This window comes from Rhodococcus sp. PBTS 1, from assembly GCF_001620025.1.
GTDB classification, from domain to species: domain Bacteria; phylum Actinomycetota; class Actinomycetes; order Mycobacteriales; family Mycobacteriaceae; genus Rhodococcoides; species Rhodococcoides kroppenstedtii.
The window spans coordinates 4018421-4043895 of sequence record NZ_CP015219.1; the positions used below are offsets into that span (position 1 = coordinate 4018421).

Consider the following 25475-nt stretch of genomic DNA (forward strand, 5'->3'; position numbering starts at 1 on the left):
ATGTCGGGTGAGTCGACCAACCACGTTTCACGTGAAACACCTCGTACCGTTTCACGTGAAACGTCGGCGGGGACCCGCGGTAGCGAAGGTGCCGGCGATCCGTACGGCTACTCGCCGATAACCACCGACGACACTCCCATCGGCGCCGCCGCCCAGCGCGCCAGCGAGGTCTTGCATCCGGGTGGTGCATCTCTGCCGAAGCCGGCCCGCCGCCGCGTTCTCACGATCGCCAATCAGAAGGGCGGCGTCGGTAAGACCACGACCGCGGTCAACCTCGCTGCCGCCTTGGCCCTTCAAGGTTTGTCGGTGTTGGTCGTCGATCTGGACCCGCAGGGCAACGCGTCCACGGCGCTGGGTGCTGACCACACCTCGGGCACGCCGTCGAGTTACGAGCTGTTGCTCGGTGAGATCACGGCCACGGAGGCCATCCAGCGCAACCCCAAGAACCCACGTCTCATGTGTATCCCCGCGACGATCGATCTGGCAGGTGCCGAGATCGAGCTCGTGTCGATGGTCGCGCGGGAAGGCCGTCTCAAGACTGCCCTCGCCGACAGCGCACTCGACGGTCTCGGTATCGACTTCGTCCTCATCGACTGTCCGCCGTCGCTCGGATTGCTCACCGTCAACGCGATGGTGGCGGCCTCGGAGGTACTGATCCCCATCCAGTGCGAGTACTACGCGCTCGAGGGCGTGGGGCAGCTGCTGCGCAACATCGAGCTGGTCCAGGCCCACCTGAACCCGGCGCTGCACGTCTCCACCGTCATTCTCACGATGTACGACGGCCGGACCAAGCTCGCCGATCAAGTGGCCGACGAGGTTCGCGGGCATTTCGGCAGTGCCGTTCTGAAGTCCGTGATTCCCCGCAGTGTGAAGGTGTCGGAGGCACCGGGGTACGGGATGACCGTGCTGGACTACGACCCGGGTTCACGGGGAGCGATGTCGTATCTGGATGCGGGACGTGAGATGGCGGCACGCGCCGCGGCGAACGACGGTCGGAAGGGTGAGGCATGAGCCAGACGCGCAAGGGCGGCTTGGGCCGAGGTCTCGCGGCGCTGATTCCCACCGGGCCGGGTCAGGGTTCCGGGCTGGGCACGGCGGCCGCGGACGTCGTCATCGGGGGCGATCCGACGGCAGCGTCGGCCCCGACCCCCACTCCCCCGGCCGTGATCGCCGAGGAGGATCTCGCTCCCGCCGGCGCCACCTACCGTGAGATCCCGCCGAGCGCGATCGAGCCGAACCCCAAGCAGCCGCGCACCGTCTTCGAGCGGGAGGCTCTGGACGAGCTGGTGCACTCGATCCGTGAGTTCGGGTTGATGCAGCCGATCGTGGTGCGCGACATCGGCAGCGGACGGTTCCAGCTGGTCATGGGTGAACGCCGGTGGCGCGCCAGCCAGGAGGCCGGACTCACCGCGATTCCGGCCATCGTCCGCGACACCGCCGACGACACGCTGTTGCGAGACGCACTGCTCGAGAACATTCATCGGGTGCAGTTGAACCCCCTCGAAGAGGCCGCCGCCTATCAGCAGCTGCTCGAGGAGTTCGACGTGACTCATGATCAGTTGGCGGCTCGATTGGGCCGCTCGCGTCCGGTGATCACCAACATGATCCGTCTGTTGCGACTCCCCATCGCCGTGCAGCGGCGCGTCGCGGCGGGCGTTCTGTCCGCCGGACACGCGCGTGCCCTGCTGTCCCTCGAGGCCGGTGCCGAGGCGCAGGAGGAACTGGCTGCACGCATCGTTGCGGAGGGGCTGTCTGTTCGGGCCACTGAGGAAGCCGTGACGCTGGCCAATCGAGAGGGTCCGGCCGGGCCGGCACCGGCGCCGCGCCGCAAGCCGATCCAGATGCCGGGGCTGCAGGACGTGGCCGAGCGGCTGTCCAATTCTTTCGACACCCGTGTGACGGTGAGTCTGGGCAAACGCAAGGGCAAGATCGTGGTCGAGTTCGGCTCGGTGGACGACCTCGAGCGCATCGTGGAGATGATGGAGCGTCAGAAGTCGTCCTGATCGCGACAATCCTTGGTGCCGAGACACCGGGTCGAATCGTCACTGTGACGATACGTGGTTGTGTGGGATGTAAGCCGTTGTCCCACAACGGGATCGGATGATCCGTCGCCCGTGCACGAGACAATGGGCACCATCGCCTATTCTGAAGTGCGTCACATCGGTGCGGAGCCCGTCGGCTCCGCGCGTCGGGGTACGGAGGGTGAGTCCACGCGTGTCCATCGTCGTTTCCACACTCACGCTCGGCGGGTTCGATGCGCTTCCGGCGCACGATCGGCGGTGCGCCTTCTGGACGATGGATCCGACGGCCGACGTGTCGGTCGACTCGCTCGATCCAGAGTTCGAGAAGGAAGCATGGCTGTCCATGCTGATGCTGCAGTGGGGACCGTGCGGACAGGTGGCCACCGGCGGCACCGACTCGGCGGTCCCGGCGTCGTCGGATGCGCTCGGGTGTGCGCTCTACGCGCCGCCGGACTCGGTCCCTCGGGTCACCCACTTCCCCACCGCACCGGTCAGTCCGGACGCCGTGCTCCTGACGTCCCTCTCCACCCCGCCGATCGACGACGCCGGCCACGCCGACGATGTGCGGGAGGCGTTGCTCGGTGCCGTGGTCCGCGATCTGATCAACCGCGGTGTTCGCGCGCTCGAGTCCTTCGGGCTGCGGCGTACCGAGGACGACGCGGTCGCGTCACCCGACGGCCGATCCGTCACGCCGTGTGGTCCGGCCACGTGCATGACCGACGCGGGCTACCTCGAGAAGTACGGGTTCGAGGTGATCGCCCCGCACCACCGCTACCCCCGGCTACGGCTCGAGCTCGACCGGGACCACGGGTGGAAGGAAGACGTGGAAGCAGCGCTCGACCGTCTGCTCGAGGCCGCCGCCATCACGGTGGTGGAGCAGGACGCCCGCGTGGCCGTCGGCGTGCGGTGACCGCCGCTCAGGCGCGCTCGGCCGCGGCCAACTCGTAGGCCAGCAGCTCCGCGAAGGTAAACGTGCCGGTCGGCTGATCGTCCTGACCGAGCAGGTAGAGCCGCTTCACCGCCACCAGAATTGCCTCGGCGAGGATGTCGCGCTGGCGTGGGTCGGTGAGCACCGCGACGTCGTGGTCGTTGGTGAGATAACCGAGGTCCAGCTGGACCGTCGGCATGTTGGTCAAGCGCAGCAGGTCCCATGTGCGTCCGTGAGAACGGCAGTCCTGCAACGAGGTTCGCGCCACGATCTCACGCTGGATGTACCCGGTGAGAACCTGACCGATGAGCGAGGCCGAGCCGTGGGAGTTGCCGAAGTGGAAGCTCGCGACACCCTCCGCCACGGGGCTGGTGTGAGTGCTGCAGCGCAGCGAGATCATGAGATCCGCGCCGATGGAGTTGGCCGTCTCGGCGCGCTGCGCGATGCTCGGATCCGTGCCCCGCGCCCGGGAGAGGTAGGTCTCCATCCCGGTGGCGGCCATCCGGCCCTCGAGCCGACCGGCCAGATCCCAGAGGATGGCCTCCTCGGTGGTCGTTCCGTCGGCGGTGGTGACCACGGCGCCGGTGTGGTCGCCGCCCAGGCCCGGATCGATGACGATGCGCTTGCCCGTGAGCTGAGGTCCGGAGCTGCGCACCAGCTCCTCCTCGGAGATGGCGTGCGGTGAGCCGCCCGTGACGCGCGGTCCCAGCAGTTCCAGCGCCCGCAAGGTGGCCGGCCCGCAGATGCCGTCGGCCGACAGCCCGATCTCTTCCTGGAACGACGACAGGCTCTCGTGGGTCTGCGCGCCGAAGTACCCGTCGACACGGCCGTCGTAGAAGCCGAGGTCCTGCAGGCGGCGCTGCAGGGTGGCGACGTCGTCGCCGTAGAGCGGTGCGGCGAGCTGGTAGATCAGCGTGCGCGCGCCGAGCCGGAAGGACGCTTCCTTGATGGAGCGGTAGGTGGCGGTGTCCACCTCACCAGTCACCAGCAGGCCGCGCTGCTGCTGGAACGCCCGCACGGCCTCGTCCAGCCGCACGTCGAAGGTGACGTCGGGTTCGGTCCACGCCGCGCCGGCCTGCGCATGTGCCGCGTCGACGGGAGCCAGGAAACCGAGGGTGCTCAGAATGTCCCTGATCTCCGCGACGGCCGGGCCATGATCGCCGTGACGGAGTGGTTTCATGCTGTTCGACCCTTTCCTCGTGTCCACCGGACTCTCACACCTCCGGTGTGAACCGGACTCTGCACTCTCTCCGGTGTCCACCGGACGCGGACACCGTCCGTCGTGTGCAACCGTCCGATTGTCTCAGACGATGATGCGCGTCCGACAATCGTCGGCGGCACCTAGGGCACGACGCCCGGCGTGTCGCGCACACCGGGCGTCGTCGACGAAGCAGAACGAGCAGTCAGGACAGGACGTCCTCGAGGTCGCGCAGGAGCGCGGCCTTGCCCTTGGCACCGACGATGGTCTTCACGGGCTCGCCGCCCTTGAACAGGATCATGGTCGGGATCGACATGACCTTGAAGTCCCGCGCGGCCTTCGGGTTGGCGTCGATGTCCAGCTTGGCGACGGTCAGCTTGTCACCGTGCTCACCGGCGATCTCGTCGAGGACCGGGGCGACCATCTTGCACGGGCCGCACCAGGTGGCCCAGAAGTCCACGAGCACGGGCTTCTCGCTCTGCAGGACCTCGGAGCCGAAGGTGTCGTCGCTGATGGTGACGGTGTTGGTGTCGGACATGCGCTTCTCCATCGAGGGGTCGGGTGTGCGGGGTGAGGAAGGGGTGGGACTAGACGCTCACGGCGTCGACGTCACGGTCGGCGTTCTCGACCGTGTTCTCGGTGATCTCGCCCTGCTCGGCGAGCCACCGCTCGGCGTCGATGGACGCCGAGCAGCCGGTCCCGGCGGCGGTGATCGCCTGCTGGTAGACGTGGTCCACCAGGTCACCCGCAGCGAAGACGCCGTCGATCGACGTGGCCGTGGTGGGGGCCTGAACCCGCACGTAGCCATCGTCGTCGAGGTCGACCTGTCCGCGGACGAGCTCGGAACGGGGGTCGTGGCCGATGGCGACGAAGATCCCGGTCACGTCGAGCACGCGCTCCTCGCCGGTGACGGTGTCCTTGATCTTCAGCCCGGTGATGCCGGTGTCGCCCTGCATCTCGAGCACCTCGGCGTTGGTGACGAAGGAGATCTTCTCGTTGCTCTTGGCCCGCTCGAGCATGATGCGGGAGGCGCGGAACTCCTCGCGGCGGTGCACGATGGTGACCGAGCGCGCGAACCGCGTGAGGAACGTCGCCTCCTCCATCGCGGAGTCGCCGCCGCCGATGACGGCGATGTCCTGATCGCGGAAGAAGAAGCCGTCGCAGGTGGCGCACGCGGACACACCGCGGCCGAGCAGTTCCTGCTCACCGGGAACGCCGAGGTAGCGGGCGGCGGCACCCATCGCGAGGATGACCGCGCGAGCGGAGTACACCGTGCCGTCGACGGTGACGGTCTTGACGTCGCCGGTCAGGTCGAGGGCCTCGACGTCCTCGGTCCGGATGTCGGCTCCGAAGCGCTGAGCCTGCTCACGCATCTGCTCCATGAGGTCCGGGCCCATGATGCCGTCGCGGAAGCCGGGGAAGTTCTCCACCTCGGTGGTGGTCATGAGAGCGCCACCGAACTGGGTGCCCTCGAACACCAGCGGCTTCAGCTCCGCTCGGGCCGCGTAGACCGCCGCGGTGTAGCCGGCCGGGCCGGACCCGACGATGATCAGGTCGTGGATGTCCGAAGTCGTCATCTTCGCCTTCCGTGGTGAGAGTGTCGCGTACGAGGACGCGGTCGGCAGAACACGCGGTGTACCGCCCGTGATCGCCTCAACACTAGGTCAGCGGTGATTGTTCCCCGGTCAGCCGATGTCGGCCCGCGCGACGGTGTCGGGGAATCCGGGTCCGCAGCGGGGTCCGACGGCGAGCGCGACCAGCGCACCCGGAGCCCCGCCCGGTAGCACCAACAGCGTCGCGTCCCGTCCGTCGAGCGAGATCGGGCCGGACCCCAGAACCCGGGTGTCGGCGGCGACCTCGTTGGCGGCGAGACACGCCGCGAGGGCCGACGGGTCGGCGAGCGGCCCGTCGTCACGCCGACCGATCAGCGTTGCCACGTCGGCGCGGGTGACGGACTCGGGCGCGGCTACCGTCGTCGGCGCGGGGCCGGATCGTGGCCACCACGTGAGCAGGGCACCGACGCCGATCACGAGGGCCACGGCGGCCGCGGCGGCACCGATCGCGTGGCGACGCGGGAAGCTGGGGATGGGTGCGGCGGCGAGCGCCGCGTGCACTCGCGCCTCCACCCCGGGCGGAATCGGTGCAGTGGCGGCGAGGTCACCACCGCGCTCGCGCAGGAGGCGCTGCACCTCGTCCAGGCTCTGCAGGTACTCCCTGCTCTCCCGGGAGGCCAGGAGGCGCGGGCGCAGGTGCGCGACGTCGGCGTCGGAGAGGGCGCCGGCGTGCAGGTCGGCGAGCTCGTCACGCCCGGGTGCGGAGTGCTCCGCCGGCTCGCCGAGCCGCTCGCCGTCACTGGTCATGCCCTATTGGACGCACCACCGCCGGATTCGGTTCCCGCCGACGGACGAGTCGATCCGGGACGTGCGGGGGAGAGAGTCCCGGAATCCGAGACAGCAGCGGCGCGCGGATCCTGGCCCGTACCGTCGTCCGTCCGCACCGTGCGGAGCACCTCGGCGAGCTTCTGTCGCCCGCGGGCGCAGCGGCTCTTGATCGTCCCCGGCGGCACCCCCAGCGCGGCGGCGGCATCCGCGACGGAGTAGCCCTCCATGTCGACGGCGACGATCGCGGCTCGCTGGTCGGGTGGGAGGGTGAAGAGAGCTCGCTCGACCACCATCGACAGGTCCAGATCGGCGTAGTGATCGGACGGATCCCGCGGTTCGCGCACGTCGTCGTCCAGCGGGACGGTGGGTCGGACCCGATTACGTCGGATCCGATCGAGGCAGGCATTGACCACGATGCGGTGGAGCCAGCTGCGGACGGCGGCGTCGGCCCGGAACGAGTGGGCGGTCCTATGGGCGCTGAGCAACGCGTCCTGTAAGGCGTCGGCGGCGTCCTCGGCGGAGTAGCTCGCCCGCCGCGCCGTCAGCCACAGGTGATCCTGGTGTCGGCGGACCAGGACGGCGAACGCCGTCCTGTCCCCCGCGATATGCGCCGCCAGCAGCTCGCCGTCCGTGGCGTCACCCCCGGCGACTCCCCCCATGAGTCGCACGCGCGGAGACTAGCCGAGAACCGAACCGTCCTGGCGGTACGACGATTTGCTTGTGACCGCGCACGACGCGGCGCCGACCGGTCAGCCCGCGGTGACGGTGATGTCGGCGATCGAGCTCTGGTTGCGGCCACCCTGCGTGCTGAGGTCCGTGATCCACACGAGCAGGTACTCCGTGGGCCCGTCCGGCGTGACGGCGATGTCGGTCCGGCCGTTACCCAGCGTGGCCTGTCCGATCACCTGGGTGTCGTCCAGCGTCGGTGAGGCCGACGACGCACTCCGAATCTCCACGACCGTGCCCGGCGAGGGCGAGTCGATCGACACCGAGGCGGGGGTGACGTCGCCGTCGAGCGTGGCCAGGATGCCGACACCGCTCTTGAGCGACGGGAACGGGTTGAAGTAGGAGTCCGTCTGCCAGACGGTCGCCGGATCGTTGTCGAGCACGTTGTCGACGGTCGCGGGACTGTCCGCGGTGCCCTGCGGTGAGAACACCTCCACCGAGGAAATGGCCACCGGGGTGGGCGCCGCGGGCGCCGCCGGTGCGCCCGGATCCGCGGGCGCGACCGCGGAGGTGGTCAGGCCGAAGTTCTGCTCGGTCAGCGGCTCGTCCGTCCCGCCGCCGGCGAGCAGGTTCGCGAGCCACCAGCCCACGAGCCCGAGGACCAGGACCGTGAGCGCACCGAGCCCGGCCAACACGATCAAGGTCCGGTTGGACTTCGGGTCCGGCTCGTCGGGATCGGCGAGGGCGTGCCCCGTCGCACCCGGCGGCCGCTGGCCCAGGCGCAGCGCCGGGATGTAGTCCGTCTTCTCGTTGACGACGGCCGCCTGGCCCAGGATGTGCTGCACCGTGGCGGCCGTACGGATGCCGCTGTTCTGCTCGAGGGCACGCACGGCGACGGCGGACACCTCGAACGGAATGTCGGAGCGGATCTCGCGCGGGTCGACGGGCGCGCCCGCGGCGGTGCGGTCGGCCAACGCCATGCCGCCGACCGATCCGGTCTCGCGCGGATCGCCGAGCGGCCATCGGGCGGTCACCAGCGCGTACAGCATGGCACCCAGGCCGCGGACGTCGGAGCTGGGATCGGCGTCGGCGAACGTCGCCGGGAACGCCAGCACCGCGTCGCCCTTGACGCTGATCCGCACTCGGTCGGGATGGTCGATGGACAGGGCACCGCCGCTGCGGTGGGCCTGCTCGGCGGCCGCGGCGAGGGATTTGATGGCGTTGGCCGCGCCGAGCGGCGACGGCGTGGTGTCGGCCATCTCGCGCAGCGATCGTCCCCGGGTCCATTCGGCGACGACGATGCCGCCGGAGCTGCCACGCACCACGTCGAGCACGCGGGCGAGACCCGGCGAGGAGATCCGGCCCAGTCGTAGGGTGCGGGACAGGACGGCCTGCGGGCCGTCGCCGCGGGTGTCGTCCGCACCGCCGTCGGCGCGTTGTTCGGAGTCGACGAAGGTGAGTGCCACCTCGCGGTCGAGTTTGACGTCGTGGGCCTGCCAGAACTTCAGACCGCGGGCGCCGCCGTGGGGCGCGAGCAGACGGTAGCGACCGCCCGCGACGGACGCACCCGGCACCAGCTTGGGTCCGCGCAGCGGGGCTCGCGGCGCGTCGGCCGGAGTTACGGCGGGCGGGAGCGGCGGGGATCCGGCTCCGGGGACGCCCGTCGTGGCCGCATCGAGCGGGGTCTCGGTCGTCTCGGCCTCGTCGGCCGCACCGGTCGCATCTCCCCCCGATACTGCTCCCCCCGACACGGCCGGACCCGAGTCGGTGGCGGCGGCGTCGTCGTCGTCCGGCGACGGGGATGCGGCATCGACGGTGGTCGGGGCGTCGTCCGTGCGGTCGGTCTTCACGCCGCTGTCGGGCCGGGCGGGGCCGTCGTCCCGGGTCGCCTGACCGCGGGTCGCCTCGTCGTCGGTCACGGACACTCCTTCGTCACGTCTGGTGGAACCGGTGGGGACCACCGGGAGAATCGTGGTGAGGGATTCGTCCGGGGGCACGTTCTGCACCCGTCGGACCGAACCTCGGTCACCGGCCGTCCCGGGGGCCTCACGACCCACAGGGTACGGGAGCGGTCCGCCCCGGGGCGCCGGACCGAACCCGCCGGTCGGTCGACCGACCGGCGGGAGATCGGGGCTGCCAATCGCGGGGATGAGCTCGGTCTCGGCGAACATCTGCGCATCCGCCGGGGGCGCCGGTGCTGCGCGCCCGAGGCGCCGTCGCACGGCGACGATCACGGCGTCGATCTCGGGGATCCGTGCCCGCACGAGACACAGACCGGTGACCAGCAGCATCACGGCGCCGTCGAAGAGCACGCGGAGCAACGCGGCCGGCCCGGTGAGGCGATCGAGGCCGAGGAGGGTGTCGGCCAGCACCACGGTGAGCATGCCGGCGGCCGTGGCGAGCGCGGTGACGACGACGGTGCGCCGGACGCCGTCGAGACGCAGGTCGCCGAGGGTGCGGCGCAGGAGCATCCACCCGATGATCGCGCCGGTCAGGTACCCGAGGCCGTTGGCCGCACCGAGCAGCAGCACCACGGACCGATCCGACGACGCGACGAGCGGCGCCAAGGCGGAGAGGCCGACCTTGACGGCGGTGATGCCGAGCACGATCCACGTGGGGGTCCACGCCTGCTCGCGCGCGTAGAACACCCGCAGGTGGATGAGGACCAGGGAGTACGGCACGAGCGTGAAGGCGGACCAGCTGACGGCCTCGCCGAGCCGGGCGGCGTCGGCGCTGCCGAAGTTGCCGTAGCCGTACAGCGCTTCGCCGACCTGCGGTCCGGCGACGGTGAGAAAACCGATCACCGGAACGAGGGCCAGCATGGTCAGGCGGGTGGCGACGGACAGGTCGTCGACGACGGCGGGGACGTCGCGAGCGGCGGCGTTGCGGCTCAGTCGCGGCATGATCGCGGTGAGCACGGTGACGCCGAGGACGCCGTAGGGCAGCTGCAGGAGGATCCAGGCCTGGTTGTAGATGACGGGCCCAGCGGGGTCGACGTGCGAGGAGATGCGGGTGGCGACGACCATGCCGATCTGGCTGATCACCACGTAGAGCACGATCGCGACGGCCATGCCGCCGAAGCGCCGCAGCCGATCGTCCAGACCCCACAGCGGACGGAGATCGATCCGGTTGCGGCGCAGCGCCGGGATCAGGCTGGTCGCCTGCACCACGACGCCGAGGGTGATACCGAACCCGAGGACGAGCAGTTTGGGGTCGCTGATTCGCACCGGGTCGAGCGAGATCTCCCCCGGCATCAGCAGGTACACGACCAGGACGGCGAGGACCACGAGGTTGTTGAGCACCGGCGCCCACGCCCCGGGCTTGAAGTTCTGGCGGGTGTTGAGGATCGCCGTGAACAGCGCCGACAGCCCGTAGAACAGGATCGCGGGCAGCAGCAGGAACAGCAGGGCGGTGGTGAGGGCCGTGTTCACCTGGCCGTCGTCCGAGAGGAAGACGTAGCGCGTGAGCAGCGGCGCGGCGGCCGTCGCCAGGACGGCGGCGATCACCAGCATGGTCAGTGCTGCCGTGAACAGGCGGCGGACGAACGCGCGTCCGCCGTCCGCGTCCTCGGCCTCCGCGCGGACGAGGACCGGCACCACGATCGCGGTCAGCACCGCGCCCAGCACCAGCTCGGCGATCATGTTGGGGATCAGACTGGCGACGGTGTACGAGCTGGCCACGGTGACGCCGAGGACGGTCACCAGGAGCAGCTGTTTGACGAAGCCGGTGATCCGGCTGCAGAGCGTCGCGAACGCGATCGCGCCGGTCGCGGACAGCAGTCGGGAGCCGCCGCCCCTCTCCACGGCACGCGTGTCCGCGGCGCCCTGGTCTGCGGCGCTCGTCTCGGCGGACGTGGTCCCGCTCATCGCGTCCTCACTGTTCGTCGGCGGGGTCGGGTTGCCCGCGGAACCGATGCCACAGGCGACGTCCCACCAGCAACACCAGCAGTATCCCGGCTCCGACTGTGATCAGAGCCAAGGCACGACCGTACGCATTGGACCGAACGGTCACCTCGGCCGGTTGCCCCAGCTCGACTCCGTCGCTCGTGCTGAGCGAGAACTCGACGACCATCTTGCGCGAATCGCTGACCCGCGCCGGCACCTGGAGCGAGCGGCTGCCGCGAGGCGGCAGTTGTTGCGGGCCGATGTCCTCGACCTCCATGGCCTGCGGGGCGTCGACCGTCAGGTTCACCGCGATGCCGATGGGGAGGTCGTTCCGCGCGACCAGCAGCAGCGGGCTGGCCTCCGACGCGAGGGTGAAGACGCCGCCGGGGGCGAGGATCGTCACCGCCCCGTAAGCACGGTCGATTCCGGCGACCACAGCTGCGGCGCGGACTCGCGCGGCGTCCTCGACGGCGGCCGGGTCGGTGCCGCCGCGACCGGCCGTACCGAGAGCGCGCAGCAGATCCTCCCGCAGGGGCGCGGCGAACAGGGCCGGGGTGAGCGACGAGCGGGGGTCCTGCACGAGCGCCGACTGCAGCGCGGTGATACGTCCGCCCTGCTCACGGGCGGTGTCCACGAGACTGGCGTCCGGTACCCCGTCCGATGGCGACACCAGCGTCGCGGGCTCGGCGGGTGGGGTCACCCCCAGGAGATCCGCCAGGGGCCGGGGGGTCGCGAGGCCGCTGCGCAGCAGTCCGGCCACCGTGCCGAGGACGGCCGAGGCCTCCTCCCGGTCCGGGGTCCACGTCTGCGGCGGGACCACCACGAGCGAGCGCGGCCCGCGGTCGAGCCGCGGCGTCGTGCCGGGCGCACCGGAGGGGAGCAGTGCCTCGTACTGCAGCGCACCCAGCGCGTCCTGCAGTCGCGCCGTGCGGGAGTCCGCCGTCAGGTCGAGCCGCTGGGCGTCGGGCGTGAACGCAGGGGTGACGGGGTCGGCGCCGACGCCGGCGAGGGCGCTGCTCACCTCGTCGCCGAACAGCACGGCCCGGTCGGACGCTGCCGTACCGGCGAGCAGAACGGTGTCCGGCGAGGTGCCGGCGTCCACGACGTCGACGGCGGACCGCGCGAGCAGCAACGACCGTCCCGAGTCGGTGGCTCCGGGCGCCGACGCGGGGGTCGCGGCGACCATGTCCGCCGCGGCGGTGTCGACGGTCCCGGCCGCGGGCCACACGACGTCGCGTCGCGACGAGACCCCGAGCAGCGAATCGACGACGTCCGGCGGGGACGCGACGGCGGCCTGTGCCAGGGCGGCGTCCCCCGTCGCGGCGACGGCCGAGAGGTCGGCCTGCGCGAACGGCACGGCGACGACGCACCGATCCGCGACCAGCGCGCGCAGACGATCGAGCCAGGCGACGGCGGCGTCGGTGCCCGTCCCGTCGCGGGCCGGTCCCGTCGGGTCGGCGGCGTCGACGACGAGGTAGCCGCGGGTCATCGCCGCGACGGTCACCAGCAGGTCGGGGTCGACGGCGACGCACGTGGACGCGGCGAGGGCACCGTCCGGGTCGACCGAGGGTTGGATCGCGAACTCGAGCGCGGTGAGCAGACCGTCGAGTCGTCCGCCGGTGTCGAGAGACGTCGCCAAGTCGTCGTCGATCAGGCGCACCTTCTCGTCGACGGTGCCGGGCAGTCCCGCCGCGAGTCGGGGCCGGTCGGCGAGGGGCCACAGGACGGTCGCGGCGACGGGGCGACCGGTGTCGGGGGGCAGCGGAACGCCCGTCGGTGCCGCGAGGTCGGGCACCGTGGTGTCGCGCGGGAGGCCGGCGACGGGCAGCAGGAACGTGGCGTCGTCGAGCCGGGCCTGCTGGCCGTAGTCGGGGGTGCCGTTGACGTTGACCAGCATCGGATAGATGCCGGGGCGGTCGATGCCGAGCGAGAGGGTGCCGTCGGCCGCGCGGAGCGGAAGCGACAGCGTGAACGGCAGGTCCTGCCCCTGCGCCAGGGGTTCACCGTCGGCGAGTTCGTCGAAGTTCCCGACGGTGTCGAAGACGTCTTGGTCGTCGGCGAGCGCCGAGCGCAGGCCCGCGTCGGTCCGCACGGCCGGGGCGCGTTGCAGGCGGACGCCGATGTCGGAGACGGGCCGGTCGCCGACGTTGGTGACGGTGCCGCGGACGGTGACCTCGGGCGGTGAGGTGGTGGTGACCGTGGTGGGGGTGACCTCGTCGACGGAGATACGGAGGAACGTGCCGTCGACGGAGGTGTCGGGGGGCGTGGTCGGTTGCGCGGCCGCGGGGCCCACCGCGACGGTGAGGCCGACCGCGGCCAGCGTGGCGACGAGGGCCAGGAGCAGGGCGAGAAGGCGGGTGGCGGCGGGCCTCATGCTTCGGCGATGCCGCGGCCGTCGGCCGGGAGGGTGAAGCCGGCGGGGTCCGCGGCCATCCGATCGATCATGTCCCCGGCACGCTCGGCGAGCTTGCGCTCGTCGGCGTACGCGAGCCGCGTGTGGAGCTCGGCGAGCGGGACCCAGGCGACCTCGGTGACTTCGACGTCCTCGTCGGACAGTTGGCCTCCGGTGAAGCGTAGGAGGTAGTGGTGCACGGTCTTGTGCACCCGTCGACCCTCGGTGACGAACCAGTAGTCGATGCTCCCGAGCGGGGCGAGCACGGTCCCGTTGATACCGGTCTCCTCCGCGACCTCGCGTTCGGCGGTCTGCTCGGGGGTCTCGCCGCGTTCGATGTGGCCCTTGGGCAGCGACCACAGAAGACGTCCGCGCCGGTCGGTGCGGCCGATCAGCGCAGCGCAGAGGCGCTCTCGCGGCCCGCCGAGACCGTCGACCACGAGCCCGCCGGCCGACGTCTCGCGCACGGTGCGCAGGGCGGGCCGATCGCCGGTCCGTCCGGTCGCGTCGCCGCGCCCACGCCGTCGCACACCGCGACGGGTTCGCTTGGCTCGTTCGGGACCGGACACCCGATCGATACTAGTTGCCGATCGGCGTGTCTCCCGTGTTCGTCGCCCCGGTCGGGTGGTGGGGGGACGTCGGTAGGGTGTTGCGACGTGTCCACTTCCGTTCCGGATCCCGAGAGGCGTGCGCGTCTGCTGGCGTCGGGTGCCGTGGCGCTTCGGGCGCACGACGACATTCTGCGGCCGTTGGGCGCGCTGTTCGCGACGGCCGGGTACGAGTTGTTCCTCGTCGGCGGGAGTGTGCGCGACGCGCTGCTCGGTCGGCTGAACACGGATCTGGACTTCACCACCAACGCCCTGCCGGAGCACACGCAGGCTCTCCTGGCGGGGTGGGCGGACCATCAGTGGGACACCGGCATCGAGTTCGGCACCGTGAGCGCGGTGCGGAACGGGCGGCAGATCGAGATCACGACGTTCCGCAGCGACGCGTACGACCGCGTCTCGCGCAATCCGGTGGTGCGGTACGGGTCGACCCTCGCCGAGGATCTGGTGCGGCGCGACTTCACGGTGAACGCGATGGCCGTACGGGTCGACGGCGACGGGCCGGGCGACCTGGTCGATCCGCTGGGCGGGTTCGACGCACTGCTCGAGGGGGTGTTGGACACGCCCACCGAGCCCGAGGTCTCGTTCGCCGACGATCCGCTGCGGATGCTGCGGGCGGCGCGCTTCGTGTCCCAGCTGGGCTTCACCCTGATGCCGCGGGTGCGGACGGCGGTGCGCGAGATGGCCGAGCAGATCGATCGGATCACCGTCGAGCGCATCACCGCGGAACTGGACAAGCTGATCCTCGGCGAGCACGCCGTCGACGGGGTGGAAGCGTTGTGCGACACGGGAATCGCGCAGCGCATCATCCCCGAGGTGCCGGCGATGAAGCTCGAGATCGACGAGCACCACCAGCACAAGGACGTGTACTGGCACTCGCTGACGGTGCTGCAGCAGGCGATCGACCTCGAGGAGGGCGACCCCGATCCGATCCTGCGGTGGGCGGCGTTGCTGCACGACATCGGCAAGCCGGACACCAAGCGCAACGAGCCGGGCGGCGGGGTCAGTTTCCACCACCACGAGGTGGTGGGCGCCAAGATGGTGCGCCGTCGGTTGCGTGCACTGAAGTACCCGAAGAAGGCGACGGACGACATCGCCCAGCTGGTCTTCCTGCATCTGCGCTTCCACGGGTACGGCAAGGGTCAGTGGACGGATTCGGCGGTGCGGCGCTACGTGACCGACGCCGGTGATCTGCTCCCCCGCCTGCACAAGTTGGTGCGGGCCGACTGCACGACGCGCAACAAGCGTCGCGCGGCGGCCCTGCAGGCGACCTACGACGACCTCGAGGCGCGGATCGACCGGCTGGCTGCGCAGGAGGACCTGGCGCGGGTGCGTCCGGACCTCGACGGCAACGCGATCATGGAGCTGCTCGACATCCCGGCGGGTCCCGAGGTGGGCCGGGCCTGGCGGTTCCTCAAAGAGCTCCGTCTGGATCGGGGTCCGCTGGACCGCGACGAGGCGGAGCGAGAGTTGGTGACGTGGTGGAACTCTCGTCGATCGGCGGAGCAGGCCGAGTGACGGGCGAGCTCGCGACGATCACGGCGGCGACGAGGTAGAGCGCCGCGCCGACTCCCACGGCGACGAGCGCCACGGCGCCGGACGCGGTACTCACCGGGCCGAACGCGACGGCCACGGCGGCCACCGCCGCGACGAACGCGGCGTTGAACACGGTGTCCTGCAGGGCGAACACGCGGCCTCGGCGGCGATCGTCGACGTCGGTCTGCAGGGCCGCGTCGGCGCTGAGCTTGACGGTCTGGCCGGCCACGCCGAGGACGAACGCGGCGACGACGAGCAGGTCGGGCTCCAGCGTGATCACCAGGGTTCCCTGGACGACGGCGGCAAGAATCAACGCCGAGGCCGTCAGCCGGCGGGCCCCCAGGCGGGGGCGCAGGATCGGAGTGGTGAGGGCGGCGACGAACAGTCCCGCCGCGGTCGCGGTGACGGCCAGGCCGAATCCCGCGATGCCCACCGGCAGCACGGTCGCGTCCTCGGTGGTCGCCGCGTCGCGGAGCACCAGGATCGTCACGACGGTGTCGATCCCGAAGACGACGCGGTGGGCGCCGACGCCGAGCAGCGCCGAGCGCACGGTCGGCGTCGCGACGACGGTGCGCAGACCCGTCGCGACGCCGCGTCCGACGCCGACGATGCCCCCGGCGTCGCCGCGCTCGGCGGTGCGATTCCCGGCCGGACCGAGACGACCGGCCGGGAACCGCCGGGCGAGAAGGGCGGCGACGACGGCGCCGAGAGCGGACACCCCGGTCGCGACGGCGGCCGGAACACCCGTCGGACCGGCGAGGGCGAGGACCGTGGTGGCGACGGCGGCCCCGGCGGCCGCGGTCACCGCGCCCAGGGTGACCAGCGCGGAGTTGGTCGGGACCAACGCGTCCGTCGCGACGACCCGCGGCAGCGCGGCCGACATCCCCGCGAGGACGAAGCGGCTGATCCCGACGAGGACGAGGGCGGTCACCAGGACGGCCGCGGTCGACGCGTCCACCAGCAACAACACCGTCGCCAGCACGATCAGCGCGGTCTTGGCCAGTCCGGCCCCGATCAGTACGCCGCGGCGGTCCAGGCGATCCAACGCGACGCCGGCGACGGGCCCCACCAGTGAGTACGGCAGCAACAGGACGGCGAAGCCGGCGGCGATCGTCAGGGGGTCGGCGGCCCGCGCGGGGTCGAAGAGCACGACTCCGCCCAGCGCCGCCTGCACCATGCCGTCACCGAACTGCGTCGCCAGTCGGACGAGCGCGAGGCGGCGTGCGTCGGGGTCGCGCACGACCGCTCGCACGGTGGCCGCGATCACGCTCATTCGCCCTGCCCGGTCTCGCGGCGCGGGGCGATCACCGGTGCCATGATGAGACGGTGGCACACGCAGAGGACCCGGAGGACCGGACGGCGACGCCCGACCACGCCGTGCGGCCCGGAAGCTTGCTGATCTCGTCCACGGAACTGGTCGAACCGACGTTCCGACGCACGGTCGTGTACGTGATCGAACACAACGACGCCGGCAGTCTCGGCGTGGTCCTGAACCGTCCGAGCGACACGGCGGTGCACGACGTCCTCCCGCAGTGGGCACCGCTGACCAGCGCGCCGAAGGCCCTGCACGTCGGGGGTCCGGTCAAGCGTGATTCCGCGCTGTGTCTGGCGACCCTGCGTCCGGGGGTCTCCACGGAGAACGTGCCGGGGTTGCGCCGTGTCGACGGTCGGGTGGTGATGGTGGACCTGGATTCCGACCCGTCCGTCGTCGCGTCGTCGATCGACGGCATGCGCATCTTCGCGGGTTACTCGGGGTGGACGCTCGGCCAACTCGAGGGCGAACTGGAGCGTGACGACTGGATGGTCGTCTCCGCGTTGCCGACGGATGTCGTCGGGTCCGGCCGGGTCGACCTGTGGGCGCGGGTGCTGCGCCGGCAACCGATGCCGCTCGCCATGCTGGCCACGCACCCCCTGGACACGTCCACGAACTGACTCACCGGCCCCTGCGCCGGAACGCACGCCGGTCAGTGGGCGAACGCGCGGGCGTGCGAGTGACCGTCGCGGCCCCGCAGAGATGTCACCACCTCGTCGATCGCGTCGCACAGTTGTCGGGCCAGATCCGCCGAGAAGCCCTCGCGCACCACGATTCTCAGCACCGAGACATCCTCCGCGCGAGCGGGCATCGTGTAGGCCGGGACCTGCCAGCCGCGCGCCCGCAGCTCGTGGGAGATGTCGAACACCGTGAAGCCCGGGTCGCCCCGCAGGGCGAAGGCGACCACCGGGAGGGCCACGCCGTCGCCGATGACGTCGAACGTGTCCGAGGCGGCCAGCCGGCCGGCGACGCGGGTGGCCGTCGCGCGGAGCGAGGCCATGACGTCGGTGTATCCGCGGCGTCCGAGGCGGAGGAAGTTGAAGTACTGACCCACCACCTGGTTGCCGGGACGCGAGAAGTTGAGGGTGAAGGTCGGCATGTCCCCACCGAGGTAGTTCACGTGGAACACCAGGTCGTCGGGAAGGTCCTGCGATTCGCGCCAGACCACGAAACCCAGTCCGGGATAGGTCAATCCGTACTTGTGGCCGCTGGCGTTGATCGACTTGACCCGCGGCAGCCGGAAGTCCCACAGCAGATCGGGGTCGAGGAACGGGACGACGAATCCGCCGCTGGCGGCGTCGACGTGCACGGGTACGTCCGGACCGCCCGCCGCGGCCACGTCGTCGAGCGCCTCCGTGATCTCCCTGACCGCCTCGAGCTCACCGGTGAAGGTGGTGCCGAGGATGGCGACGACGCCGATGGTGTTCTCGTCCACGGCGTCTCGGACCTGGTCGGGAGTGATGACGTACCGACCCGGTTCCATGTCGAGGTACTTCGGCTCCACGTCGAAGTACCGGCAGAACTTCTCCCAGACCACCTGAACGTTGGTGCCCAGCACCAGGTTCGGTCGGGTCGCGTCGTCTCCGGCGTCCTGACGCCGAGCGCGCCACTGCCACTTCAGCGCCAGCCCGGCGAGCATCACGGCCTCGGACGATCCGATCGTGGACACCCCGGTCGCGCTCGACGGATCGGTCGCGTCGAGGTTCGGCGCGTTCCACAGATCGGCCACCATGTTGACGCAGCGCTGCTCGATCGCGGCCGTCGCCGGGTACTCGTCCTTGTCGATCATGTTCTTGTCGAACGTCTCGGCCATGAGCTTCTCGGCCTGCGGTTCCATGTACGTGGTGACGAACGTCGCCAGGTTCAACCGCGAACTGCCGTCGAGCATCAACTCGTCGTGCACGAAGCGGTAGACCGCGTCGGGATCTGTGCGGTCGGTGGGAAGCCGAAGGGCCGGAACGGGATCGTTCGCCAGGCGGCCCGTGTACGCAGGCGCGATGGTTCCGTCGGGGTGCGTGTCCGTCACCCTCGCCACGCTACTGCGAATCGGGACGGCGCGTGGGTCACGTCAGGAGGCCGGCCGCCACGCGGAGGTCGGCGACCAAGCCGTCGAACGCCGCGTCGCGCTCGGCGTCGTCGGTCCGCAGGACGGCCGACGGATGCACGGTGGCGACGGCTTTCGCGTCCCCGAGCGCCAGGATCTCGCCGCGGCTCGCCCCGATCCGGAACGACGGGCCCATCAGGGCCTGTGCCGCCGTGGCACCCAGCAGGACCACCACCTCGGGGTCGACGGCGCGCAGTTCCGCCTGCAACCACGGGTGGCACGCCGTGACCTCCGAGCGCAGCGGCTTCTGGTGAATGCGCCGCGGGCCCGACCCCCGCGTGAACTTGAAGTGCTTCACCGCATTGGTCACGTAGGTGACCTCCCGGTCGATGTCCGCCTGCGCCAGAGCGCGATTCAGCAGGATGCCGGCGGGTCCGACGAAAGGTGCGGCCCGCCGGTCCTCCTGGTCACCGGGCTGTTCGCCGACGAGCATCATGCGCGCGCCTGCCGAACCCGCGCCGAACACCACGTGCTCGGCCGGCTCCCACAGATCGCACCCCCGGCACTCCCGCGCCGACATCGCGAGATCGTCCAGATCGAGGGTGTCGGGCACGAACGTGGCCGCGCCGGGGAACTTCGCCATGGTTCGGCGAGTACCCGGAGTGCCGATCGCCACACCCCGAGGGCGGCGTTTGCCACCGGGACCGGCCGGGCATGCGGCAGCAACGACCCGATGGAAACCACCCGTCGCCTCCGTTCCGATTCCGCCCACCACCCCCCGGTTGGAGCATTGCCGTGACCGATCAGTACACCTTCACCGACCCCGTGACGCAGTACCGGCAGGAGGGGTTCCCGGAGCAGCATCAGGACCCGCCCGGCCTCGCCGCCGATCTCGAGCCCCGTGCCGACCACGGCGAACGGTCCTACCGCGGCACCGGCCGGCTGACCGGCCGCAAGGCGTTGATCACCGGTGCCGACTCCGGCATCGGGCGTGCCGTCGCCATCGCCGTCGCCCGTGAAGGCGCCGACGTCGTCCTCAACTACCTCCCGTCCGAGGAGCAGGACGCACAGGAGGTCGCCGACCTGGTCCGCGAGGCAGGCCGGACCGCCGTCCTCGCCCCCGCCGACCTCACCGACGAGCAGGCCACCCGCGGCCTCGTCCGCACCACCGTCGACGCCTTCGGTGGCATCGACCTGCTCGTCGCCGTCGCGGGCAAGCAGCAGTACGTCGAGAAGCTCGAGGACCTCACCCCGGAGCAGTTCGACGCCACGTTCAAGACCAACGTCTACTCGTTGTTCTGGATCGTCCAGGAGGCCGTGCCGCACATGCCGGCCGGCTCGACCATCGTCACCACCAGCTCGATCCAGGCCTACACGCCGTCGCCGGGACTCGTGGACTACGCGACCACCAAGATGGCCATCAACACCATGAGCAAGGCGCTCGCCCAGCAGCTCGCGCCTCGCGGCATTCGCGTGAACGTCGTTGCGCCGGGGCCGTTCTGGACTCCGCTGCAGGCGTCGGGCGGACAGCCGACCTCGGCGCTGCCGGAGTTCGGACAGGAGACGCCGCTGGGCCGCGCGGGTCAGCCGGCCGAGCTGGCCGCCGCCTACGTCTACCTCTCGTCCGCCGAGTCGAGCTACGTCACCGGTGACACCCTCAACGTCAACGGCGGTATGCCGACGCCGTGACATCGGGCGTCGGCGGGCCGACGCCGTAGCACTCCACGCCTACCCTCGATGCCATGACCGACGACGCCACCACGCCCACCGACTCCACGCCCTCCGACCGCGAGGTGCTCGAGACGGTGGTGGCGCTCACCGCCTCTCGCCCCGCGCTGGCCGCGGTGCGGGAGGCGGCGTCGTCTCTGCTCGCGAGTCCGGAACCCGGCGTCACCGTCGACGCGGAGATCGTCGACGACCCGGTGGGCCCGCCGGTCGGAGTGGGCGTCACCGAATCCGGCCTCGCCGCGCCGGGCGCGGTGGAAGGATCGACCTGGACCGCGAACGGCGTCCCCACCTGGGACGGGGTGCGCGAGCGGGTCGAGGGACGATCGGGCTCCGCGATGGGTGCGGCCGAGCTGGACGCCGAGAGCGCCGCCGGCCGCACGGAGGCCGAGAAGTTCGCCGAGCGCGAGCGGGCCGGCAAGGCGCGGCTCGAGGAGATCAGGAAGTCGATGCGGCGTCCCTGATCGCCTGCCGTTCGTACCGCGCGGCCAGCACGGCGCACACCACCAGTTGGATCTGGTGGAAGATCAGCAGCGGCAGCACGATGATGCCGACGGGTTGTCCGGCGAACAGCACCGAGGCGATCGGCAGCCCGCTGGCCAGCGACTTCTTGGAGCCGCAGAACAGCACCACGATGCGGTCGGCGCGGTCGAAGCGACACAGCCGCCCGATCAGTACGGTCGCCCCCAGCACCACCGCGAGCAGGACGCTGCACACCGCCACCACCGCGGCGATGCGCCACGGCGAGAGCACCGACCACACGCCCTGCACGCGGGAGACGCTGAACGCGGCGTAGACGACCAGCAGAATCGACCCGCGGTCGACGAGCTTGGTGGCCGACGCGTGCCGCTGTACCCACCCCGCGATGCGTCGGCGGGCGAGTTGGCCGAGGAGGAACGGGACCAGCAGTTGGAGGAGGATGTCGCCGATCGCAGAGGCGTCGACGCTCGCCTCACCCGTCGTCGTCACCAGCAGGACGACCAGGAGCGGCGTGACGACGACGCCCAGCAGGTTGGACACCGACGCGCTGACGACGGCGCCGGCCACGTTGCCGCGGGCGATCGAGGTGAAGGCGATCGACGACTGGATGGTCGACGGGACCAGGCACAGGTAGAGCATGCCGGTGTACAGCTCGTCGGTGAGGACGGTCGGCGTGAGCACCCGCAGGACGAGTCCGAGCAGCGGGAACAGCAGGTACGTGCACCCGAGGACGACGGCGTGCAGCCGCCAGTGCGTCAGCCCGTCGAGGGCGTCGCGCGGGGAGAGCCTGGTGCCGTAGAGAAAGAAGAGCAGCGCGATCGCGGCGACGGTGACGGCGTGCAGGACGTCGGACGCGGTGCCCGACGCCGGCAGCAGGGTCGCGAGGATCGCGACGCCGAAGATCGCGAGGACGAAGCCGTCCAGAGCAGCGGCCACGCGCCGCAGCACCCCCACGTCAGGCGGGCTTGCAGGCGTCCTTGAGGCTGCAGGAGATGCAGGAATGGCCGCAGCCGCCCTGCTCGTCGGGTGCGGGCGCGGCGGCGGCTGCGGCGCGGGTGCCCATGGTGCCGCCGTACGCGGCGGAGACGAGTGCGGCCGCCGTGGTGACGGCGGCGGCGATCACGCCGAACAGACCACCAGGTGCGATCGCGGCGACCGCGCCGAGCAGCAGCATCACGGCGGCGGCCGCGGTGGTGGGCGCCGCCACCTTGTTGGCGAGGGCGAAGGACTCGTCGCTGGCCATGCTCGCCTCGGTGCGCACGCCGACCAGAGCGTTGCGACGCAGGCGCCCGCGCAGCCCGAGGGCCGCGACCACGCCGAGAGCGACGGCGGCGGCCAGGAGCAGGACGAACAGAATCACGGACACGACGATCACGACCCCCAGTTTACGGTCCGTCGGTGACCGGGCCGATCACGGCCCGGGGCACGCTTTACGCTGGTCGCGTGACTTCGCAGCCTGACACCACCGCCGAGACGACCCCCGGACACCGCTACACGGCGGACCTCGCGGGCTCCATCGAGGCGCGGTGGCAGAAGCGCTGGGCCGACGAGGGGACGTTCGCGGCGCCCAACCCGGTCGGGGACCTCGCCACCGACGGCGACCTCCCGGCGGACAAGCTGTTCGTCCAGGACATGTTCCCGTATCCGTCGGGTAGCGGCCTGCACGTCGGGCACCCGCTGGGGTACATCGCCACCGACGTGTTCGCCCGTTATCACCGCATGCGGGGGCGCAACGTGCTGCACACGCTCGGCTACGACGCCTTCGGGCTGCCGGCGGAGCAGTACGCCGTGCAGACCGGTACCCACCCGCGCACCACGACCGAGGCGAACATCGCCAACATGCGTCGCCAGCTCGGCCGTCTCGGGCTGGGCCACGACATGCGCCGGTCGGTCGCGACGACGGACGTCGACTTCTACCACTGGACACAGTGGATCTTCCTGCAGATCCACGGGGCCTGGTACGACGCCGAGGCGGGCCGCGCGCGTCCGGTCGCCGAGCTGGAGGCCGAATTCGATTCCGGGACGCGCACTCTCGACGACGGCCGCGTCTGGTCCGAGCTCACGCCCGCCGAGCGTCGTGAGGTCATCGACGGGTATCGGTTGGTGTATCAGTCGAATTCGTTGGTCAACTGGTGTCCCGGTCTGGGTACGGTGCTGGCCAACGAGGAGGTCACGGCGGACGGCCGCAGCGACCGCGGCAACTTCCCGGTGTTCCGGAAGAACCTGCGGCAGTGGATGATGCGCATCACCGCGTACTCCGACCGGCTGATCGACGACCTCGACCTGCTGGACTGGCCGGAGAAGGTCAAGACCATGCAGCGCAACTGGATCGGGCGCTCGCGCGGTGCGCAGGTGCGGTTCGACGCCCAGCTGCCGCACGGCACGGGGACCGCCGGCATCGAGGTCTTCACCACGCGTCCGGACACGCTGTACGGCGCCACCTACGTCGTGCTCGCCCCGGAACACCCTCTGGTGGACGACATCACGGCCGTCGCGTGGCCTGCGGACGTCGACGCGCGGTGGACCCTCGGGGAGGGCACTCCCCTCCAGGCGATCGGCGCGTACCGCCGCGCCATCGCCGCGAAGTCCGACCTCGAGCGGCAGGAGAACAAAGAGAAGACGGGTGTCTTCACCGGGTCCTACGCCGTCAACCCCGTCACCGGCGAGTCCGTGCCGGTGTTCGTCGCCGACTACGTGCTGACCGGCTACGGCACGGGCGCGATCATGGCGGTTCCCGCGCACGATCAGCGCGACTGGGAGTTCGCGACGGTGTTCGGTCTGCCCGTGGTGCAGGTGATCTCGGGTGGCGACGTCACCGAGTCGGCGTGGACCGGCGACGGAACACTGGTCGCGTCGGGCGATCTCGACGGGCTGACGGTCGACGAGGCCAAGACTCGGGTGATCGCGCAGCTCGAGGAGAAGGGAACGGGGCGCGGCACCATCCAGTACAAGCTGCGGGACTGGCTGTTCGCCCGGCAGCGGTACTGGGGCGAGCCCTTCCCGGTGGTCTACGACGCCGACGGCATCGCTCACGCCCTGCCCGAATCCGCACTGCCGGTGGAACTCCCGGACGTCGAGGACTACGCGCCGGTGTCGTTCGACCCCGACGACGCCAACAGCGAGCCGTCGCCGCCGCTGGCCAAGGCAACCGACTGGGTGCACGTCGACCTCGATCTCGGTGACGGTCTGAAGACCTACACGCGCGACACCAACGTCATGCCGCAGTGGGCGGGCAGCTCGTGGTACCAGCTGCGGTACATCGACCCCACCAACGCCGACACACTGTGCGCCCCGGAGAACGAGGCGTACTGGATGGGCCCGCGCCCGGACGTCCACGGCGAGACCGATCCCGGTGGTCTCGACCTGTACGTGGGCGGCGTGGAACACGCTGTGCTGCACCTCCTCTATGCACGCTTCTGGCACAAGGTGCTCTTCGACCTCGGGCACGTGAGCTCGAAGGAGCCGTACCGGCGCCTGTACAACCAGGGCTACATCCAGGCCTACGCGTTCACCGACGCTCGCGGCGTGTACGTCCCGGCCGACGAGGTGGTCGAGCGCGACGGGCAGTACTTCTTCCAGGACCAGCCGGTGACCCGCGAGTACGGGAAGATGGGCAAGTCGCTCAAGAACTCCGTTTCCCCCGACGAGATCTTCACCGAGTACGGCGCGGACACCCTCCGGGTCTACGAGATGTCGATGGGCCCGCTGGACACCTCGCGGCCCTGGGCCACCAAGGACGTCGTCGGAGCGCAGCGATTCCTGCAGCGCGTGTGGCGGCTCGTCGTCGACGAGGAGACCGGTGCGCTGCGGGTGACCGAGGACGTCCCCTCGGACGACACCCTGCGTGCGGTGAACCGGGCGATCGAGGGCGTGGACGCGGATTACGCTGCGCTGAGGGACAACACGGCCGGTGCGAAGCTGATCGAGCTGACCAACCACCTGACCAAGGAGTACCCGGCCGGCGCCCCACGCAGCGCCGTCGAACCGTTGGTGCTGATGCTCGCGCCTCTGGCGCCGCACATCGCCGAGGAACTGTGGACCTTGCTGGGCCACAGTGGATCTCTCGCGCACGGCCCCTTCCCGGTCGCCGACGAGACGTGGCTGGTCGACGACACCGTCGACTACCCCATCCAGGTCAACGGCAAGGTCCGCAGCCGGATCAGTGTGGCGGCGGACGCGTCCCGCGAGGCCGTGCAGTCGGCGGCGCTGGCCGACGAGAAGATCGTCGCGTTGCTGAACGGCGGGGAGCCCAAGAAGGTGATCGTGGTCCCCGGCCGCATGGTCAACGTGGTGCTCTGACGCG

Annotated in this window: 21 protein-coding genes; 8 read left to right on the plus strand and 13 right to left on the minus strand. The window is 70.8% G+C overall.

Features of this window, described 5'->3' with window-relative positions; genetic code table 11:
• From A3Q40_RS18470 to A3Q40_RS18480, 3 genes are all read left to right on the plus strand, one after another.
• Nucleotides 1-1011, plus strand: coding sequence for a ParA family protein (locus A3Q40_RS18470; protein WP_068104418.1), 1011 nt, complete (start codon nt 1-3; stop codon nt 1009-1011).
• Nucleotides 1008-2003: a ParB/RepB/Spo0J family partition protein gene (locus tag A3Q40_RS18475; RefSeq protein ID WP_068104420.1), complete on the plus strand. Its 996-nt coding sequence runs from the start codon at nt 1008-1010 to the stop codon at nt 2001-2003. The genes A3Q40_RS18470 and A3Q40_RS18475 overlap by 4 nt, the downstream gene beginning before the upstream one ends.
• 211 nt (nt 2004-2214) lie before the next feature.
• Nucleotides 2215-2931 (plus strand): hypothetical protein, encoded by a 717-nt coding sequence (locus A3Q40_RS18480; protein WP_068104422.1) that lies wholly within the window; start codon nt 2215-2217, stop codon nt 2929-2931.
• 7 nt (nt 2932-2938) lie between these two features.
• Here the strand turns inward: A3Q40_RS18480 and A3Q40_RS18485 are convergent, their stop codons facing one another.
• The 8 genes from A3Q40_RS18485 to A3Q40_RS18520 form a co-directional block, all read right to left on the minus strand.
• On the minus strand, nt 2939-4129 hold the full coding sequence (locus A3Q40_RS18485; protein WP_068104424.1) for an N-acetylmuramoyl-L-alanine amidase: 1191 nt from the start codon (nt 4127-4129) through the stop codon (nt 2939-2941).
• A 223-nt stretch (nt 4130-4352) separates the two neighbouring features.
• Nucleotides 4353-4685 carry a thioredoxin gene (trxA, locus tag A3Q40_RS18490; protein ID WP_068106661.1) on the minus strand — a complete coding sequence of 111 codons (333 nt, stop codon included), beginning with the start codon at nt 4683-4685 and terminating at the stop codon, nt 4353-4355.
• A 49-nt stretch (nt 4686-4734) separates the two neighbouring features.
• Nucleotides 4735-5724 (minus strand): thioredoxin-disulfide reductase, encoded by a 990-nt coding sequence (trxB, locus tag A3Q40_RS18495; RefSeq protein WP_068104426.1) that lies wholly within the window; start codon nt 5722-5724, stop codon nt 4735-4737.
• 108 nt (nt 5725-5832) lie between these two features.
• Nucleotides 5833-6507, minus strand: a complete 675-nt coding sequence (locus A3Q40_RS18500; RefSeq protein ID WP_068104430.1) for a hypothetical protein — start codon at nt 6505-6507, stop codon at nt 5833-5835.
• Nucleotides 6504-7187 carry an RNA polymerase sigma factor SigM gene (sigM, locus tag A3Q40_RS18505; protein WP_069972990.1) on the minus strand — a complete coding sequence of 228 codons (684 nt, stop codon included), beginning with the start codon at nt 7185-7187 and terminating at the stop codon, nt 6504-6506. The genes A3Q40_RS18500 and sigM overlap by 4 nt, the downstream gene beginning before the upstream one ends.
• A 90-nt stretch (nt 7188-7277) precedes the next feature.
• Nucleotides 7278-11060, minus strand: coding sequence for a murein biosynthesis integral membrane protein MurJ (locus A3Q40_RS18510; RefSeq protein ID WP_068104432.1), 3783 nt, complete (start codon nt 11058-11060; stop codon nt 7278-7280).
• A gap of 7 nt (nt 11061-11067) precedes the next feature.
• Nucleotides 11068-13452, minus strand: a complete 2385-nt coding sequence (locus A3Q40_RS18515; protein ID WP_068104433.1) for a DUF6049 family protein — start codon at nt 13450-13452, stop codon at nt 11068-11070.
• Complete coding sequence (locus A3Q40_RS18520) at nt 13449-14039, minus strand: NUDIX hydrolase (protein ID WP_068104435.1); 591 nt, start codon at nt 14037-14039, stop codon at nt 13449-13451. The genes A3Q40_RS18515 and A3Q40_RS18520 overlap by 4 nt, the downstream gene beginning before the upstream one ends.
• An 87-nt stretch (nt 14040-14126) precedes the next feature.
• Here A3Q40_RS18520 and A3Q40_RS18525 point away from each other — a divergent pair, with 87 nt between their 5' ends.
• Nucleotides 14127-15593: a CCA tRNA nucleotidyltransferase gene (locus tag A3Q40_RS18525; protein ID WP_068104437.1), complete on the plus strand. Its 1467-nt coding sequence runs from the start codon at nt 14127-14129 to the stop codon at nt 15591-15593.
• On the opposite strand, the gene A3Q40_RS18530 is transcribed toward A3Q40_RS18525, so the two are convergent.
• Nucleotides 15490-16884 carry an MFS transporter gene (locus tag A3Q40_RS18530; protein ID WP_069972991.1) on the minus strand — a complete coding sequence of 465 codons (1395 nt, stop codon included), beginning with the start codon at nt 16882-16884 and terminating at the stop codon, nt 15490-15492. The two genes, A3Q40_RS18525 and A3Q40_RS18530, sit on opposite strands and share 104 nt — an antisense overlap.
• 53 nt (nt 16885-16937) lie before the next feature.
• Here A3Q40_RS18530 and A3Q40_RS18535 point away from each other — a divergent pair, with 53 nt between their 5' ends.
• A complete protein-coding gene (locus A3Q40_RS18535) occupies nt 16938-17543 on the plus strand; it encodes a YqgE/AlgH family protein (RefSeq protein WP_068104438.1) in 606 nt (201 codons plus the stop codon).
• Nucleotides 17544-17575: 32 nt separating this feature from the next.
• Here the strand turns inward: A3Q40_RS18535 and A3Q40_RS18540 are convergent, their stop codons facing one another.
• Nucleotides 17576-18949 (minus strand): glutamate decarboxylase, encoded by a 1374-nt coding sequence (locus tag A3Q40_RS18540; RefSeq protein WP_157889675.1) that lies wholly within the window; start codon nt 18947-18949, stop codon nt 17576-17578.
• A 37-nt stretch (nt 18950-18986) separates the two neighbouring features.
• Nucleotides 18987-19610 (minus strand): UdgX family uracil-DNA binding protein, encoded by a 624-nt coding sequence (locus A3Q40_RS18545; protein WP_068104442.1) that lies wholly within the window; start codon nt 19608-19610, stop codon nt 18987-18989.
• A gap of 152 nt (nt 19611-19762) precedes the next feature.
• On the opposite strand from A3Q40_RS18545, the gene A3Q40_RS18550 reads away from it, so the two are divergent.
• Together A3Q40_RS18550 and A3Q40_RS18555 are read left to right on the plus strand one after the other, a co-directional pair.
• Entirely contained in the window at nt 19763-20656 is an 894-nt protein-coding gene (locus tag A3Q40_RS18550) for a glucose 1-dehydrogenase (protein ID WP_068104444.1), read from the plus strand.
• Between the two features lie 53 nt (nt 20657-20709).
• Nucleotides 20710-21156, plus strand: coding sequence for a hypothetical protein (locus A3Q40_RS18555; protein ID WP_068104446.1), 447 nt, complete (start codon nt 20710-20712; stop codon nt 21154-21156).
• Here A3Q40_RS18555 and A3Q40_RS18560 read toward each other — a convergent pair.
• Both A3Q40_RS18560 and A3Q40_RS18565 read right to left on the minus strand, forming a co-directional pair.
• The gene (locus tag A3Q40_RS18560; RefSeq protein WP_235606363.1) at nt 21131-22108 is read right to left on the minus strand and encodes a bile acid:sodium symporter family protein; all 978 of its coding nucleotides are present in this window, start codon (nt 22106-22108) and stop codon (nt 21131-21133) included. The two genes, A3Q40_RS18555 and A3Q40_RS18560, sit on opposite strands and share 26 nt — an antisense overlap.
• 19 nt (nt 22109-22127) lie before the next feature.
• Nucleotides 22128-22547 carry an SdpI family protein gene (locus tag A3Q40_RS18565; protein WP_068104448.1) on the minus strand — a complete coding sequence of 140 codons (420 nt, stop codon included), beginning with the start codon at nt 22545-22547 and terminating at the stop codon, nt 22128-22130.
• A 68-nt stretch (nt 22548-22615) separates the two neighbouring features.
• On the opposite strand from A3Q40_RS18565, the gene leuS reads away from it, so the two are divergent.
• The gene (leuS, locus tag A3Q40_RS18570; RefSeq protein WP_068104449.1) at nt 22616-25471 is read left to right on the plus strand and encodes a leucine--tRNA ligase; all 2856 of its coding nucleotides are present in this window, start codon (nt 22616-22618) and stop codon (nt 25469-25471) included.
• Nucleotides 25472-25475: the final 4 nt, after the last annotated feature.